Here is a 14,550-nt window from a genome sequence, read left to right on the forward strand (position 1 = left end):
AGAAGAAGATGATTTTTTATTCTTCTTTTAAAAATGTCACGATGGTATTTCTTAGCCAATTAAGCGCATTATCATTATCACTACGTTGATGCCAAACCATCTGGAATTCTAATTCAGGGATATCAAGAGGGGGTTTAAACAGAAAAAATTTGTAACGCATATTCTGAGGGATCGCTTTTTCAGCAATAGTTAATATTAAATTTGTATTTTCTAATAATTGAGGCGCTATTTGCCAATAAGGTACAGTGACCGCAATACGGCGTTGTTGATTAATCAATTGAAGTTGACGCTCTATTTCATTGGCATCGAAAGGTTTCATACTAACTAAGCATTCGGAGTCTTCAGTACCTTAGATAACACCTTATGTTCTAAATCTATTTTTACTGACAAATTGATTAGCGTGGTCGATAAATCAGTCTACCCAGAAAAGGCAATGGGGCTAGCCGATTGGCTTTCGTTTCCGCATATCTTAATCTAAACTACCTTCATGTAGCTTACTTTGCATTTCTTCTCGGCTACAGTGCCAGATTTTTAGATCCACATCTGGCGCACAAGAGTGCAGATAATGAACTAATTTTGTTGAAATCAGCATTGCGCCATAATCCGACATGGCAATATTAAAACCTCTTTTACAATCAGAGGGCCGAAAATCTTGCTGAGCAATAAGATTATCGAGTTGTCCTAATGCCTGAGTGAGTGGCTGATAAAGTGACTCTGCTTTACTGGTTAATTGATATTGACCATTTTTTCTCACTAAAAGCGGATCTTGGAATAATTCTCTTAAACTGTTGAGAGTATGGCTTACTGCTGGCTGGCTTTTATGTAATCGCTCTACCGCACGGCTGACGTGACACTCTCGCAATAGATAAAATAGAGTAACCATTTGATTTAAATCTAATTTTCTTAAGTTATTCATATCACGAATAGTGCCTTATAAAATTGTTCATTTCCTCAAGATAACATCATTGATTAACATCCCCTTAATTTATTTTTAGTCGTAATTTATTAAGAGGTTATCATGTCAACATTATCATTATCTGGGCTTTTACTCGCTTTTTTGGCATTGTTTGCAGGTGCTGTGGTGCCTATTCAAGCGGCCAGTAACGCTATATTAGCCCGCCAATTAGGCCATCCTTTATGGGCAAGTGCAATATCGCTGTTAATCAGTATTGCGGTTTTAATTCCACTTTTATTTATCTTTAAAGTGCCTAAACCTAATTTCAGCACTGATCTTTTTAGTCAACCTATCTGGATCTGGTTTGGCGGCATTGCTGGTATGCTTTATCTAACGTCTGCTTTAATTTTAGTGCCTAAAATTGGTAGTACGACCTTTTTTGTGATGGTGATTGCAGGGCAACTGATTATTTCTGCTTTAATTGAACAATTTGGTTGGTTTGGTATGAGTCAAAACTCTATTCCATTAAGTAAGATTTTGGGAATTGGTTTGGTTATTTTAGGCGTTTTATGTGTCCAGTTCTCACGAAAATAAGACTAAATTATAGCGTAGTTCTCTATAAACGTTGTACGCTATTATCAATCAGTTACTGTTAAATTTACTGAGAGCCTATATATGTTGCAAAAAGATCACCAATATCACCTAACAGATCTTATATTGGCAATGAAGCAATTGAGTCACGAGATGATAATTTTTGTTTATACGGTGAAGATGATATTGAAGATAAATTAAGAATAATTTTTAAAATAGATAATTGTGCTCATTTCAATGATTATCGAAGTGTTTTACCTTTTTTATCAATACACTCACTATCACCCGATTAAAGGAGAACACTAATGATTGCCGTAATATTTGAAGTAAAAATCAAACCAGGAAAACAGGATCGTTATTTATCCTTAGCAACTGATTTAAGGCCATTACTAACAGATATTGAGGGATTTATTTCAATAGAGCGGTTTCAGAGTTTATCAACCGAAGGAAAATTATTATCACTTTCTTGGTGGGAAAATGAAGAAGCGGTTTTGCAATGGAAGACAAATATTTTACATAAAAGTGCGCAACAAGAAGGTCGAGAGTCTATTTTCGATTTTTACAAAATTAGCATTGCTTCTTTGGCGCGTGAATACTCATTTGATGCAGAAAGTCTGTAATTAAATAGACTCGATAACTTGCTACAATAACGTTATTACCCCATTAATGGCATGCTATCAAAGGGCTTAATTTTTAAATGGCTAAATCAGAGATAAAATCGGAATATCAACATACTGTAGGATCAGCAATAGCCACTGTAGGTGCAGCAATATCTGATATTTCTAGAGTCAAAATACTCTGTGCATTAATGGATGGAAGGGCGTGGACAGCAACTGAGCTGGGGATTGTAGCTGATATTTCTGCTTCTACAGCAAGTAGTCATTTGTCCAAATTACTGAATAGTGGTCTGATTTCTGTGATATCCCAAGGTAAATATCGTTATTTTCGATTAGCTGACGATGAAATTGCAAAAGTTATTGAAAATTTAATGAACTTTTCAACCAACCATATTTCACAAGCAAAAATTACAACGCCGAAAAATCTAAGAAAAGCAAGAACTTGTTATAATCATTTAGCAGGTGAAGTGGCCGTTGATATTTATGATTCTCTTTGTCAACAAAAATGGATAACAGAAGATGGCCATGCTATTACAACGCTAGGTGTTGAGCGATTTAAAAATATAGGTATTGAATTTCAAGCAAAGCATTCACGAAATATTTGCTGCCCATGTTTAGACTGGAGTGAGCGTCGTTTCCATTTAGGTGGGCAAATTGGTACCGCTTTTTTTAATTATGCAGAGGCACAATCTTGGTTAACACGACATCAAGGATATAGAGAAGTGACTATCAACGAGAAAGGTTATAAAGCATTAATGCTCCACTTTAATATAAAAAGAAATAGTTAGAAAAGGGGATTCATCTTTAGATGAGCGTTCAGAAGTGATCCGTATCCTAGACTCACATATATTCACATCATACTCCATTTAACATAATATACATTATGCGAACCTTGGTGTCTAAATATGGATAGGCACTGAAATCTCTATTTTGGTCTGGTTGATTATGTTGGTTCATTCTTAACTCAAAGCTTATTCGCCACTGCTTTTTCTAGATCTTGAATATAGATTTTTTGTCTTTTCTTCAGATACTACTTCACTAAGGGTTTTAATAAAATCTTTTTGGATATCACGACTTCAGTAAAGTCGATTTCAGTGACTTCATTATCAGAAGTAAAAACACCCATCCAGTGACCTTTGATATTTTCATTCTCCATATCAAACTCTCGTCTCTAATATTATTCCTATTAGTGTTATTGACTGGCATTTGATGCCAAACAAAAATATCACTGTACATTACTTCTATAATTACCAGCTTATTTCTTTATACAGATGTGGTCACATGGTTAACAAACTGAATCTTAATTGGCCTGAATTTTTAGAAAAATACTGGCAAAAAAAACCTGTTGTACTGAAAAATGCATTTCCTGATTTTGTCGATCCGATCACTCCAGATGAATTGGCCGGTCTGGCAATGGAACCGGAAGTTGACAGTCGCTTGGTCAGTCTCACTGGCAATAAATGGGAGGCAAGTCATGGCCCGTTTGAAGACTTCAGCGAGTTAGGTGAAGAAGGATGGTCACTACTGGTACAGGCGGTCAACCATTGGCATATGCCGGCGGCTGAACTGGTGAAACCATTTCGCGTATTACCAGAATGGCGTCTTGATGATCTAATGATTTCCTATTCTGTACCGGGAGGTGGTGTCGGACCACATATTGATAATTATGATGTTTTTATTATCCAAGGAATGGGTCGACGTCGTTGGCGTGTAGGCGACGCCCTACCAATGCGTCAATTCTGCCCTCATCCAGCATTACTGCATGTTGACCCATTTGAACCAATTATTGATGTAGTAATGGCACCCGGAGATATTCTGTATATTCCACCGGGATTCCCTCATGATGGCTTCACTTTCGAAGATACCATGAATTATTCTGTTGGTTTTCGTGGACCAAATGGCCGTGATTTGCTGAGTAGCTTTGCAGACTACGCGCTGGAAAAAGATCTGGGCGGGATAAATTACGGCGATCCTAACCTGACAATACGCGACAATGCAGGAAGAATGGAAACTCATGAAGTTGAACACCTGCGTGCCATGATGATTGAGATGATCAACAAGCCTGGTGATTTTGAACAATGGTTAGGTCGTTTTGTAACTACGCCTCGCCATGAACTGGATATCGCACCTGCAGAACCGCCATATCAGCCAGAAGAAGTACTGAGTGCGCTGAATGATGGTGAAAAGCTGATCCGACTGAGCGGGCTACGTGTCCTACGTATCGAAGATAATTTCTTTGTAAATACAGAAGGTTGGTCTACAAAAGAGACGAAAGGTGCAGATGCACTGTGCCAGCTTACAGAAGTTGGAAAAGATGAACTCGGTGAAGCACTGATGGAACCCACTTTTGTTGCGGAATTAACTGAATTTATCAATCAAGGATATTGGTACTTCGACGAATAAAACACGATTGTCTAGCAATAATATGATAAAACACCTGCTTGCGGGTGTTTTATTTTATCGTTTCCGCCCTCCTTCTGTCTCAAGTAAGATGATGTCTGCTTTCGGCTTAATGATGACAAGAAAACCTCGCCTTAACGAGGCTTCTATTACCGTAAAAATAGTCAATAAATTTTGTTATATCAGCTTATTCCCTTTGTCATCGACAACATTTTGTCCGTCTTCTTTTGAAAAGGCACCTTTTTGTGCTTCAGAAAGAATATCTAAAACGACTTCTGAAGGACGGCATAACCGAGTTCCTAATGGTGTCACAACAATAGGTCTATTGATTAATATTGGATATTGCAACATATAATCAATAAGTTGCTCATCTGTCACATTAATATGTTCAAGGCCCAACTTATCATAGGGTTCAACATTCTTTCGTAATAATTCTCTAACCGAAATTCTCATATCAGTGATAAGTTTCTCTAAAACATATTTAGAGGGTGGCGTATCAAGATAAAGGATAATTTCAGGCTCTACACTACTGTTTCGTATCATTTCAAGCGTATTTCGTGAAGTCCCACAATCGGGGTTGTGATAAATTACAATGCGATCCATATTGTCACCACTAATTTATTAATGTCAGTCGAAGAGCTAATGCAATCAATGTTACTGTTAGCACTGGGATTGTCATAACAATGCCCGTTTTAAAATAATATCCCCATGTAATGGTCATGTTTTTTTGTGATAAAACATGCAACCATAGTAATGTTGCCAAGCTTCCTATTGGCGTAATTTTGGGGCCTAAATCTGCACCAATTACATTGGCATAAATCATCGCTTCTTTAATTAATCCCGAGGCATTACTACCTTCAATGGATAAGGCGCCAACAAGAACTGTTGGCATATTATTCATAATTGATGATAAAAATGCGGTGATATATCCCGTTCCTAGTGTTGCAATCCAAACACCTTGACTTGATAGGAAATCAAGAATTTCTGACAGATATTGAGTCAAACCAGCATTACGTAATCCATAAACAACAAGGTACATACCCAGAGAGAAAATTACGATTTGCCAAGGTGCCCCTCGTAAAACTTTTCGAGTATTAATCGTCTTTCCTTGTGCCGCGATAAACCATAAAATTACAGCACCAACCGCAGCAATGGCACTAATTGGAATTCCCAAAGGTTCCAATATGAAAAAGCCAAATAATAAAAGAAGTAATACCAACCAACCTGCTTTAAATGTTTTTACATCTTTAATTACGGTCGCAGGCACCGCTAATTTTGAGGTGTCATATTGCTGAGGAATATCTTTGCGAAAAAACCAATGCAACATAATTAATGTCGCGATAATAGCGGCAATATCAACAGGGATCATCACAGAAGCATATTCCGTAAACCCGATATTAAAGAAATCAGCAGAAACGATATTGACTAAATTTGAAACAATTAAAGGTAAGCTTGCCGTATCTGCAATAAACCCTGCAGCCATAACAAAAGCTAATGTTGTACCTTTACTAAACCCAAGCGCTAACAACATTGCAATCACAATAGGCGTTAAAATAAGTGCAGCACCATCATTAGCAAAAAGTGCCGCAACGGATGCTCCTAGCAGAATAATATAACTAAATAAAAGCCGACCTTTGCCACCTCCCCATTTTGCGACATGGAGTGCAGCCCATTCAAAAAAACCACTTTCATCAAGAATAAGGCTAATGATAATAACGGCAACAAATGTTGCGGTTGCATTCCATACAATATTCCAAACTACGGGAATATCTTGGAGATTAATGACACCTAGCAATAGTGCAATTAACGCACCTATTGTTGCACTCCAACCGATCCCCAATCCTTTAGGCTGCCAAATAACAAAAGTGATTGTTAAAATAAATATTAATACTGCAATAAGCATAAGAACCTCTTTTGGAAGGCTCATTGAGAGCCTTCTACCAGAAAATAAAGTTAATCAGCCAGTTTACTTAACGCGTCAACGCCGATAGGTTCATGTTCTTGTAATGGAACAATTGCGACTCGCTTTGCTAATAAAGTGGTGACTTTTTTAATCTGTGGTATTTCCTGTTCAGCTCGAGAAAGTAACAGTGGTGAGGTTGTTTTTGTCGCAGATAAACTGTTATTAATGATCCAAGCCCATGGGTGAATATCTGCTCTGATCAAGTCATTCTGTAAGTTCTCAGCCTCAAGAACAGGTGTTGTTTCAGCTAAAGTAGTAATAATTACTTTTGTACGCTTTGGATCTTGTAATTGCATCATTGGTGTGAGGAAATGCCCTTTTTCACCCATTTTTTTAGCAATTTCTTTGTGGTAAGCGCCTGTTGCATCCAGTAAAAGTAATGTGTGGCCTGTAGGCGCGGTATCCATAATGACGAATCGTTTACCTGCTTCTCGGATTATTCGAGAAAAGGCTTGGAATACTGCAATTTCTTCAGTACATGGTGAGCGTAAATCTTCCTCTAACAGTGCACGTCCTTGTGCATCGAGATCTTTACCTTTTGTTTCTAGTACATAATTACGGTAGCGCTCTGTTTCTACAATGGGATCTATGCGGCTGATTTGTAAATTTGGCAAGTCTCCATCTAATGTATTTTCTAGATGAGCCGCCGGATCTGATGTGGTTAAATGAACATCGGCTCCTAATTCTGCTAGCTTAACCGCAATAGCTGCCGCGATTGTTGTTTTTCCTACACCTCCCTTACCCATTAGCATAACTAAACCCTGTTTTTGTACAGCAAGTTCGTTTACTAATGATGATAATGTGGGCAATGTTAAGTCAGTCTCTAAATATTCAGTTGTCGGTAGCACTTGCTCTTTATCAGATAAAAGCTGATTTAATGCTTCAATGCCTACCATATTACGTACACGAAGCATAAGCATATCGGTTGGTAATTTACGAAGAACCTCAGGCATTTTTTGTATTGCGGTTTGTTCTCTGAAATAAAGGGATTTCGACAATTTATCATCGTTAGAAATAGCTGATTTAGGGAAAATGCCATTAATGATCAATTGTTGATTTTTTATACCAAGATTGGAAAGTTCATTATAGGTACGGGCAACTTCTCGAAGAGCTGCTGATTGAGGTCGGGCAACGAGTATTAAACGCGTGAGTTGTTTGTTACTAAGAGCTTCGACAGCCATACTATATTGTTCACGTTGTTTTTCCAGCCCAGACATAGGGCCAAGGCAAGACGCGCCATCAGGGTTATCACTAATAAAATCATTCCAAGCACCAGGTAATTGTAATAACCTAATTGTGTGGCCCGTTGGTGCCGTATCAAAAATGATATGATCGAAATTAGCAGTAATTTCTTTATTTGTTAGTAGTCCTGTAAATTCATCAAATGCGGCTATTTCCGTGGTACAAGCTCCTGATAATTGCTCTGTAATACTTTGAATAACGGCTTCAGGTAAACTACCTTTAATTGGTGTGATAATTTTATTTCGGTACTCTTCTGCAGCAGCTTGCGGGTCTATTTCTATAGCTGAAAGATTGGGTACTAGTGTAATTTGTTTGATACTATTGCCAATATTTTGTGAAAATACTTGTCCAACATTTGAAGCAGGATCTGTACTGACTAATAAGACTTTTTTTCCTTTCTCTGCTAATTTAATGGCTGTTGCACACGAAATAGATGTCTTACCTACACCTCCTTTTCCAGTAAAAAAAAGATAATTTGGCGTATTTTCTAGAAATTTCACAGTATTTCTCCTTTAGCAACAACCGTCATTGTTTCCACAACAACTACTTTTGATCGTAGGTTTATTGTCATTTGTATAATTAATACCAAACCATCTAGCTAGTTCATTACGTTTTGGGTAACGCCCCGTTAAAACAGCTTCACCATTAAGTAAAATAAGAGGTAATGATCCAGCACCTGCGGTTTCAAGAAAGGCTTTTGCTTTTGAATTATTAACAAACTCAATAGGCTCTTGCCCTAAATTAAAACGTCGAATATTAGCCCCTTGCTTTTTTAACCAATCAACATCGGTTGCAAAATCAACTAATGCTTGATCAACATCGGTTCCACACACACCAGTGCTACAACATAATGCGGGATCAAAGACTTCTAATTTTTTCATACTGGCACCTCATATCTGTTTTTTCATATATGTTAAATTAAAAAATTTTACTCAGAACAGCAGATTACTGCTTCTTTCTTTTCAATAGAACGAAGCAAATCTGATACTCTGCTTTTTTCTGTCTCATAGGTGACTTCAATAATATTTTTCACCCACGGTAATAATGTAGGAGACAAACGATAGTGAACCCATTTCCCATGTTTAGAATCAAGTAATAGTCCGCTTTCCCGCAACATAGCTAGATGTCGAGACGTTTTAGGTTGAGATAAATTTAGAGCTGTATAAATGTCACAGACACATAACTCGCCGGATGCTTTAAGCAGCAACACAATATCTAGCCTTGTTTGATCACTCAATATCTTAAACAATTGTAACGATTCCATATTTGCTCCTTTCTTTAATAAATGACAACGTACACCTGAAATACATATCTGTCAAACCATATGTATTTTGAGCGTTATTTTTACTTAATTTCCTCCTTAAAGGCGAAAGGCGCATATCCCGTTGACTTATATCAAATGAAACAAAGTTAAACGAATCGATTCACCTCATTGATGAGCCACCTCTCTTGACTTAATCATCAATGAGGTGAGAATGCACTAATACTTTAATTTATCTGAATAATAATCTGATATTGGAAGGTTTATCATGAGCTATCGTATGTTTGATTACTTGGTACCAAATGTTAACTTTTTTGGCCCAGGTGCTATCTCTGTTGTTGGCGAACGTTGCAAATTATTGGGTGGTAAAAAAGCCCTGTTGGTAACGGATAAAGGTCTACGAGCGATAAAAGATGGCGCCGTAGATAAAACTATTGGTTATCTAAAAGAAGCGGGTATTGATGTTGTCGTATTTGATGGCACAGAACCTAACCCAAAAGACACTAACGTGCTTGAAGGTCTTGCAATGTTCCGTAAAGAACAATGCGATATGATAATTACAGTCGGTGGCGGTAGTCCACATGACTGCGGTAAAGGCATCGGTATTGCAGCTACTCATGAAGGCGATCTTTACAATTATGCGGGCATTGAAACACTAACAAATCCACTACCACCGATTATTGCCGTAAATACCACTGCTGGCACAGCGAGTGAAGTCACCCGCCACTGCGTTCTGACCAACACAAAAACTAAAGTCAAATTTGTTATTGTGAGCTGGCGTAACCTCCCTTCTGTTTCCATTAACGATCCTTTATTAATGATTGGTAAACCTGCTGGACTGACTGCTGCAACAGGTATGGATGCTTTAACTCATGCGGTTGAAGCATATATTTCTAAAGATGCAAATCCAGTCACTGACGCTTCAGCGATCCAAGCAATTCGTTTAATTTCTCGTAATTTACGTCAAGCCGTGGCCTTAGGTACAAACCTAAAAGCCCGTGAAAATATGGCCTATGCTTCACTTTTAGCAGGAATGGCATTTAATAACGCTAACCTTGGTTATGTTCACGCAATGGCTCACCAACTGGGAGGGTTATATGATATGCCACACGGTGTGGCCAATGCTGTACTACTCCCTCATGTGTTACGTTATAACCTGATCGCCAATCCGGAAAAATTTGCAGATATTGCTGAATTTATGGGTGAAAATGTGGCGGGACTATCCGTAATGGATGCTGCTGAACGTGCTATTGCAGCTATCGCTCGCCTCTCCGCAGATATTGGTATTCCACAACATTTAGGTGAATTAGGCGTGAAAGAGTCTGATTTCCCATATATGGCTGAAATGGCACTTAAAGACGGTAATGCATTCTCTAATCCACGTAAAGGCAATGAAAAAGAGATCATTGAAATTTTCCGTCAAGCATTCTAAATTTTCTGAAAAATACCCGTCAGCTATGTTTTCTGTTGGCGGGCTTTTTTAATGATATTTAATCTGTTTCTACTAGCCTGTATATTTAAGCCACGAATATATAATAATAAATATATAATTTGAAAGAGATAATATGGATATTCTCAATTTTCAGAAATATATTTTCCAATTTAAGGAACAAAAACCTTCAACAAAATCGAGTAGCTCTAAAATAATGTCTTCATCTTCTATTGCTCTTAATTGATTTAAACAATCTTTCATTATATCTTGAGTCATTCCATTGTATTTATAGGATAAAAGTAACTCCCTTAATGTAAATAAATCCCAATTTAAAGCAATCCCTTTTTGTATGTCAACAACCAGTGCTTGCTGGTAGTATTGCTGTTTTATTTTATCCATATTTAACCTAAACCTACCTTTTCGCCCTTTTTTCCATTATCCATCAATAATTTTATAAATTCGATAACTTAGATTTATTCTGGTCTTATCTATTGTTATTCATAATTAGAATTTAATACATGATAATCTTAGCTTTCTAACTTTCTTTTTTAATTATTCCCTGTATTAAACAAAAAGAGCCTAATTTTTCACTTAGGCTCTTCTCTTTTTATGCTATTCATACCACTTTAGAAGGACTGTATAATTGTTTCAATCCTTTAAAAATCCATAATAATGAATGAAAAATAAGTAATAAAATAATGGCATTAGCAAAAACAAATAAAACCATTGTTAATAACTGTATAAAATGACTATTAGATGTCATGCTCATATTTAATGAGGCTTTTGCTAATGCTGAAACTCCAAAGGAGAAACTCCAAAATGGCAATGAAAACGGTTGTTTTACAAACCAAGGAATTAATCTCATCATAAATAAGAGTTGTAATAACCCATAACCTAATAACATTTTTGCGAAGAAATCGATATGATTATCATTGATAGCCAAATAAGCACTACAGGCAACTAAAGCGGGTGCTAATTGAATACCAAATGATAGCCGTGATTTTTCATCCATTAATCCTTCACTACGAATTCTTTTTAAAATGGCGGGTTCTAAACTTAGCCATGAAAATACGCCAGCCCCAAAAAATAAAATACCCAAATCATTAAAACCGAATGCACCACATGCCATAGCGCAGATAAAATTATTAGCGACCGTTGGTAAATATAAGACTGGGGTGGTCGCCATTTTAGGATATTCACCCTTCCATTGATAACCAATGAGCCAACTAGAATATCCAAGCTGAGCAATTGCTCCAGCACTAAACAATACCAGAGAAAATAAGGATAAATATGGGCTTAGTCCGATCGATACTAAGACTGTCGTTGCAGGAAATAAGCTAGTAAATCCACTTATAACAGGATGTTTAATTTCCTCAAGAATACTTTGTCGATGAAATAACCATTTGCTTAGTAAAAATAGCGTAAGTGTTAACCAAACCAAACAACCCACACCAATAAATATTTCACCAATATAAGCTGGATAATTATGCTCTTTAGCCGCATAGCGCCATGCCATTCCCGTACCAATCATCCCTAATACAACACCAAAATAGCCCGAGGCGAACTGTGAAGAGAGTGTTTTTAATTTATTTATCAATATCATATTGTTACGTTAACTCATGTGAATGACACAATACATTGATGCTTCATTCTGAACATCAAATAATATTAGAGATAATAAAATTTATTTTTAAAAAATGCATTTAAAATATGTGTTATCAATAATGACTTATTTTAAGACTTTTCCCTCCTTATGTTCCCGAATATTCTGATGCTTGTATAAATACGATAACGATATCTTTATATTGTCCTTTATTTTGGAGTTTATAAAAATGAATATCACGCTAAAAAAGATTGGAACACTGTGTGTCGCTTCTGTTCTACTTTTTTCTCTTGCTGGCTGTTCCAGCATGACAAAACGCGACCGTAATACAGCAATTGGAGCCGGTGCAGGTGCTATTGGTGGCGCTATTTTAACTGACGGTAGTGCATTAGGCACTATTGGTGGTGGTGTTTTAGGTGGCGTTATTGGCCATCAAGTTGGTAAAAAATAACCGTTCTTTTTTTATTCTGCTAGACTGAGTCCTATTTTTGCGACTCAGTCTAGCAACGAGTCGCAATAAGATAATCTATATTTATTTTGGTGTGATATGAAAAAGTCGTTTCTATTTCAATTAAAAAAAGCTGTCGCAGTTTTATATAAGTCGTTTAGCGATTTAATTCATATCGTAGTAACTCTTGTTTTGTGTTACTTCTGTTTTCTTTTATCACCCACATTGGTGATCGCCGTAATTGGCAGTATAATTATTATTATCACTATGTTTTTACTTAGTTTATTTTTTTACCGTGACGCAAAGCATAATCTTTGCCTTCCTTATTTTTAATAAAAAATCGACTAAATAATCACATCTTGTTCTGTCAGTTAAAAACAAAAATACAGGTTACTATTAAAGATAAAAATCTTTCACATCATAAAAGAACCTTGTTTTTAGCTGATTTATCACAAACCTTACTTTTAAACTTGACTCTTTTTAGTGATGGCCTTTTACTTTCAATATTATAACTATCGAGGGTAATTAAATGATTATTTTTATCACGGGTGCTTCTGCTGGCTTTGGTGAAGCCATTGCTCGTCATTTTATCAATCATGGACACAAAGTTATTGGTACTGCTCGTCGTTTAGATAAACTTAATAACTTGCATAAAGAGTTAGGTGAACAATTTTATCCATTACAATTAGATGTTACAGATAAAAAAGCAGTCAGTGAGATTTACAATCAATTGCCTGAAAAATGGCGTGAAATCGACATATTAGTGAATAATGCCGGTTTAGCATTAGGTTTAAATACCGCAGATAAAGCCAATCTCGATGACTGGGATACGATGATCGAGACGAATAATAAAGGCCTTGTTCATGTTACTCGTGCCATTCTTCCTTTTATGGTGGAAAGAAACAAAGGTCACATCATTAATATTAGCTCAACCGCCGCATCTTGGCCTTATATGGGTGGTAATGTTTATGGTGCAACCAAAGCCTTTGTTAAACAATTTAGTTTAGGGTTACGCGCTGATCTTCAAGGTAAAAAGGTACGTGTTACCGATATTGAACCTGGTCTTGTTGGTGGTACAGAGTTCTCATTAGTCCGTTTTAAAGGTGATAGTGATAAAGTAGAACAAACATATGCAAATGCAAACGCATTAACTCCAGAAGATGTTGCGGAAGCGGTCTACTGGACAGCAACGTTACCAGCTCATGTTAATATTAATACCTTAGAAATGATGCCTGTTAGTCAATCATTTGCGGGGTTAAGTGTTCATCGTCAAAACTAAAACGCACTGAAAACTCATTTTTTATTAAGGCATCAACTATAATTATTAAGATATAATAGCCATTGACAGTAATAGCGACATAACTTTAGAGGATAGCAACTATGATCAATACACTAACTAAGAAGTTAACAGTAAGAACCGTATTGTTCTCTCTATTTCTTGGTTTATCTGTGTCTTCTTTTTCTTCTATTGCCGCCTCTACCAATGTAACCATTAATGGTAATGGCTATGACAATGTCTTAGATAAAGAACAAGCTCGACAACTGAAAGAAGACTGGGATCAAAAGCGTGAGCTTCGTACTCAAGTCAATCAGCGAGAAAAAATTGAATTTAATAAAGTAGATAAAGCCATTGATGAGCGAGATGCTTGTCTGAAAAGTGCAAATGTCTACGCTTATTGGGAGCCTGAAACCCGCCGTTGTTTAGACAGTAATACTGGGCGCCCTGTTAATCCGTAAGGAAATCGTGTAAAACAGTGATGTTTTGCGTTGTAAAACAAGGAAAATGTAATATGAAAAAATATATCTTTGCAGTAATGGCAACTCTCGTAGCATTTGCTCCTTTAGCAGCAAATGCAGGTTGTGATGAAGTTGTTGAATCAATTCAACAAAAAATCGTCAATAACGGTGTACCCGCAGCTAACTTTACTTTAACTGTTGTTGAAAACGACCAAGTTGCACAAACAGAAGGTAAAGTGGTCGGTACTTGCGAGAATGACACTAAAAAGATTGTCTATACTCGCCATTAATGCATCGTTGATGAAGATTGTAATTAAAAAGGGCGCAATTATTAGCGCCCTTTTCTTTATCATTCAATATA

General features: G+C 36.7%; 19 protein-coding genes. 9 read left to right on the forward strand and 10 right to left on the reverse strand.

Features of this window, described 5'->3' with window-relative positions; genetic code table 11:
* Positions 1-16 precede the first annotated feature (16 nt).
* Both JEP40_RS19035 and JEP40_RS19040 read right to left on the reverse strand, forming a co-directional pair.
* Positions 17-319 (reverse strand): hypothetical protein, encoded by a 303-nt coding sequence (locus JEP40_RS19035; RefSeq protein ID WP_232799128.1) that lies wholly within the window; start codon positions 317-319, stop codon positions 17-19.
* Positions 320-469: 150 nt separating this feature from the next.
* Positions 470-916 carry a LysR family transcriptional regulator gene (locus tag JEP40_RS19040; protein WP_232799129.1) on the reverse strand — a complete coding sequence of 149 codons (447 nt, stop codon included), beginning with the start codon at positions 914-916 and terminating at the stop codon, positions 470-472.
* Between the two features lie 102 nt (positions 917-1,018).
* Here JEP40_RS19040 and JEP40_RS02340 point away from each other — a divergent pair, with 102 nt between their 5' ends.
* From JEP40_RS02340 to JEP40_RS02350, 3 genes are all read left to right on the forward strand, one after another.
* On the forward strand, positions 1,019-1,489 hold the full coding sequence (locus tag JEP40_RS02340) for a DMT family transporter (protein WP_198622283.1): 471 nt from the start codon (positions 1,019-1,021) through the stop codon (positions 1,487-1,489).
* Positions 1,490-1,791: 302 nt separating this feature from the next.
* Complete coding sequence (locus JEP40_RS02345) at positions 1,792-2,106, forward strand: antibiotic biosynthesis monooxygenase family protein (RefSeq protein ID WP_198622284.1); 315 nt, start codon at positions 1,792-1,794, stop codon at positions 2,104-2,106.
* Between the two features lie 77 nt (positions 2,107-2,183).
* Positions 2,184-2,891 carry an ArsR/SmtB family transcription factor gene (locus JEP40_RS02350; RefSeq protein WP_198622285.1) on the forward strand — a complete coding sequence of 236 codons (708 nt, stop codon included), beginning with the start codon at positions 2,184-2,186 and terminating at the stop codon, positions 2,889-2,891.
* Positions 2,892-3,133: 242 nt separating this feature from the next.
* On the opposite strand, the gene JEP40_RS19175 is transcribed toward JEP40_RS02350, so the two are convergent.
* Positions 3,134-3,259 (reverse strand): hypothetical protein, encoded by a 126-nt coding sequence (locus tag JEP40_RS19175; RefSeq protein ID WP_269814746.1) that lies wholly within the window; start codon positions 3,257-3,259, stop codon positions 3,134-3,136.
* Positions 3,260-3,384: 125 nt separating this feature from the next.
* Between JEP40_RS19175 and JEP40_RS02355 the strand changes: the two genes are divergently transcribed.
* The gene (locus JEP40_RS02355; RefSeq protein ID WP_198622286.1) at positions 3,385-4,506 is read left to right on the forward strand and encodes a cupin domain-containing protein; all 1,122 of its coding nucleotides are present in this window, start codon (positions 3,385-3,387) and stop codon (positions 4,504-4,506) included.
* A 174-nt stretch (positions 4,507-4,680) separates the two neighbouring features.
* Here the strand turns inward: JEP40_RS02355 and arsC are convergent, their stop codons facing one another.
* From arsC to JEP40_RS02380, 5 genes are read right to left on the reverse strand one after another with little or no spacing between them, the layout of a single operon-like run.
* Positions 4,681-5,106: a glutaredoxin-dependent arsenate reductase gene (gene arsC, locus JEP40_RS02360; protein WP_198622287.1), complete on the reverse strand. Its 426-nt coding sequence runs from the start codon at positions 5,104-5,106 to the stop codon at positions 4,681-4,683.
* A gap of 10 nt (positions 5,107-5,116) precedes the next feature.
* On the reverse strand, positions 5,117-6,406 hold the full coding sequence (locus JEP40_RS02365; protein WP_198622358.1) for an arsenic transporter: 1,290 nt from the start codon (positions 6,404-6,406) through the stop codon (positions 5,117-5,119).
* Positions 6,407-6,456: 50 nt separating this feature from the next.
* Positions 6,457-8,208, reverse strand: coding sequence for an arsenical pump-driving ATPase (arsA, locus tag JEP40_RS02370; protein WP_198622288.1), 1,752 nt, complete (start codon positions 8,206-8,208; stop codon positions 6,457-6,459).
* Between the two features lie 12 nt (positions 8,209-8,220).
* Positions 8,221-8,589 carry an arsenite efflux transporter metallochaperone ArsD gene (gene arsD / locus JEP40_RS02375; RefSeq protein ID WP_198622289.1) on the reverse strand — a complete coding sequence of 123 codons (369 nt, stop codon included), beginning with the start codon at positions 8,587-8,589 and terminating at the stop codon, positions 8,221-8,223.
* Between the two features lie 47 nt (positions 8,590-8,636).
* Positions 8,637-8,972, reverse strand: coding sequence for a metalloregulator ArsR/SmtB family transcription factor (locus JEP40_RS02380; RefSeq protein WP_198622290.1), 336 nt, complete (start codon positions 8,970-8,972; stop codon positions 8,637-8,639).
* A 265-nt stretch (positions 8,973-9,237) separates the two neighbouring features.
* Between JEP40_RS02380 and dhaT the strand changes: the two genes are divergently transcribed.
* Positions 9,238-10,401, forward strand: a complete 1,164-nt coding sequence (dhaT, locus tag JEP40_RS02385; protein WP_198622291.1) for a 1,3-propanediol dehydrogenase — start codon at positions 9,238-9,240, stop codon at positions 10,399-10,401.
* Positions 10,402-10,551: 150 nt separating this feature from the next.
* Here the strand turns inward: dhaT and JEP40_RS02390 are convergent, their stop codons facing one another.
* Positions 10,552-10,800, reverse strand: coding sequence for a hypothetical protein (locus JEP40_RS02390; protein ID WP_232799130.1), 249 nt, complete (start codon positions 10,798-10,800; stop codon positions 10,552-10,554).
* A gap of 217 nt (positions 10,801-11,017) precedes the next feature.
* Entirely contained in the window at positions 11,018-12,004 is a 987-nt protein-coding gene (tehA, locus tag JEP40_RS02395; RefSeq protein ID WP_198622292.1) for a dicarboxylate transporter/tellurite-resistance protein TehA, read from the reverse strand.
* A 229-nt stretch (positions 12,005-12,233) separates the two neighbouring features.
* Here tehA and osmB point away from each other — a divergent pair, with 229 nt between their 5' ends.
* From osmB to JEP40_RS02415, 4 genes are all read left to right on the forward strand, one after another.
* Complete coding sequence (osmB, locus tag JEP40_RS02400) at positions 12,234-12,455, forward strand: osmotically-inducible lipoprotein OsmB (RefSeq protein WP_006536908.1); 222 nt, start codon at positions 12,234-12,236, stop codon at positions 12,453-12,455.
* 526 nt (positions 12,456-12,981) lie between these two features.
* On the forward strand, positions 12,982-13,731 hold the full coding sequence (ydfG, locus tag JEP40_RS02405) for a bifunctional NADP-dependent 3-hydroxy acid dehydrogenase/3-hydroxypropionate dehydrogenase YdfG (protein WP_198622293.1): 750 nt from the start codon (positions 12,982-12,984) through the stop codon (positions 13,729-13,731).
* A gap of 101 nt (positions 13,732-13,832) precedes the next feature.
* Positions 13,833-14,189 (forward strand): DUF1283 family protein, encoded by a 357-nt coding sequence (locus JEP40_RS02410; protein WP_198622294.1) that lies wholly within the window; start codon positions 13,833-13,835, stop codon positions 14,187-14,189.
* A gap of 53 nt (positions 14,190-14,242) precedes the next feature.
* Positions 14,243-14,479, forward strand: coding sequence for a DUF1161 domain-containing protein (locus JEP40_RS02415; RefSeq protein WP_198622295.1), 237 nt, complete (start codon positions 14,243-14,245; stop codon positions 14,477-14,479).
* Positions 14,480-14,550: the final 71 nt, after the last annotated feature.

This window comes from Proteus vulgaris, from assembly GCF_016239305.1.
Classification (GTDB): domain Bacteria; phylum Pseudomonadota; class Gammaproteobacteria; order Enterobacterales; family Enterobacteriaceae; genus Proteus; species Proteus vulgaris_C.

What these genes read in the sequence shown, in the direction of transcription:
- JEP40_RS02415 (WP_198622295.1), top strand. Translation starts at nt 14,243, where the DNA reads ATGAAAAAATATATCTTTGCAGTAATGGCAACTCTCGTAGCATTTGCT.
- JEP40_RS02390 (WP_232799130.1), bottom strand. Translation starts at nt 10,800, where the DNA reads ATGGATAAAATAAAACAGCAATACTACCAGCAAGCACTGGTTGTTGAC.
- JEP40_RS19175 (WP_269814746.1), bottom strand. Translation starts at nt 3,259, where the DNA reads ATGGAGAATGAAAATATCAAAGGTCACTGGATGGGTGTTTTTACTTCT.
- JEP40_RS02345 (WP_198622284.1), top strand. Translation starts at nt 1,792, where the DNA reads ATGATTGCCGTAATATTTGAAGTAAAAATCAAACCAGGAAAACAGGAT.
- JEP40_RS02340 (WP_198622283.1), top strand. Translation starts at nt 1,019, where the DNA reads ATGTCAACATTATCATTATCTGGGCTTTTACTCGCTTTTTTGGCATTG.
- JEP40_RS02380 (WP_198622290.1), bottom strand. Translation starts at nt 8,972, where the DNA reads ATGGAATCGTTACAATTGTTTAAGATATTGAGTGATCAAACAAGGCTA.
- JEP40_RS02355 (WP_198622286.1), top strand. Translation starts at nt 3,385, where the DNA reads ATGGTTAACAAACTGAATCTTAATTGGCCTGAATTTTTAGAAAAATAC.
- JEP40_RS19035 (WP_232799128.1), bottom strand. Translation starts at nt 319, where the DNA reads ATGAAACCTTTCGATGCCAATGAAATAGAGCGTCAACTTCAATTGATT.
- JEP40_RS19040 (WP_232799129.1), bottom strand. Translation starts at nt 916, where the DNA reads ATGAATAACTTAAGAAAATTAGATTTAAATCAAATGGTTACTCTATTT.
- arsD (WP_198622289.1), bottom strand. Translation starts at nt 8,589, where the DNA reads ATGAAAAAATTAGAAGTCTTTGATCCCGCATTATGTTGTAGCACTGGT.
- JEP40_RS02410 (WP_198622294.1), top strand. Translation starts at nt 13,833, where the DNA reads ATGATCAATACACTAACTAAGAAGTTAACAGTAAGAACCGTATTGTTC.
- dhaT (WP_198622291.1), top strand. Translation starts at nt 9,238, where the DNA reads ATGAGCTATCGTATGTTTGATTACTTGGTACCAAATGTTAACTTTTTT.
- JEP40_RS02365 (WP_198622358.1), bottom strand. Translation starts at nt 6,406, where the DNA reads ATGCTTATTGCAGTATTAATATTTATTTTAACAATCACTTTTGTTATT.
- arsC (WP_198622287.1), bottom strand. Translation starts at nt 5,106, where the DNA reads ATGGATCGCATTGTAATTTATCACAACCCCGATTGTGGGACTTCACGA.
- JEP40_RS02350 (WP_198622285.1), top strand. Translation starts at nt 2,184, where the DNA reads ATGGCTAAATCAGAGATAAAATCGGAATATCAACATACTGTAGGATCA.
- tehA (WP_198622292.1), bottom strand. Translation starts at nt 12,004, where the DNA reads ATGATATTGATAAATAAATTAAAAACACTCTCTTCACAGTTCGCCTCG.
- ydfG (WP_198622293.1), top strand. Translation starts at nt 12,982, where the DNA reads ATGATTATTTTTATCACGGGTGCTTCTGCTGGCTTTGGTGAAGCCATT.
- osmB (WP_006536908.1), top strand. Translation starts at nt 12,234, where the DNA reads ATGAATATCACGCTAAAAAAGATTGGAACACTGTGTGTCGCTTCTGTT.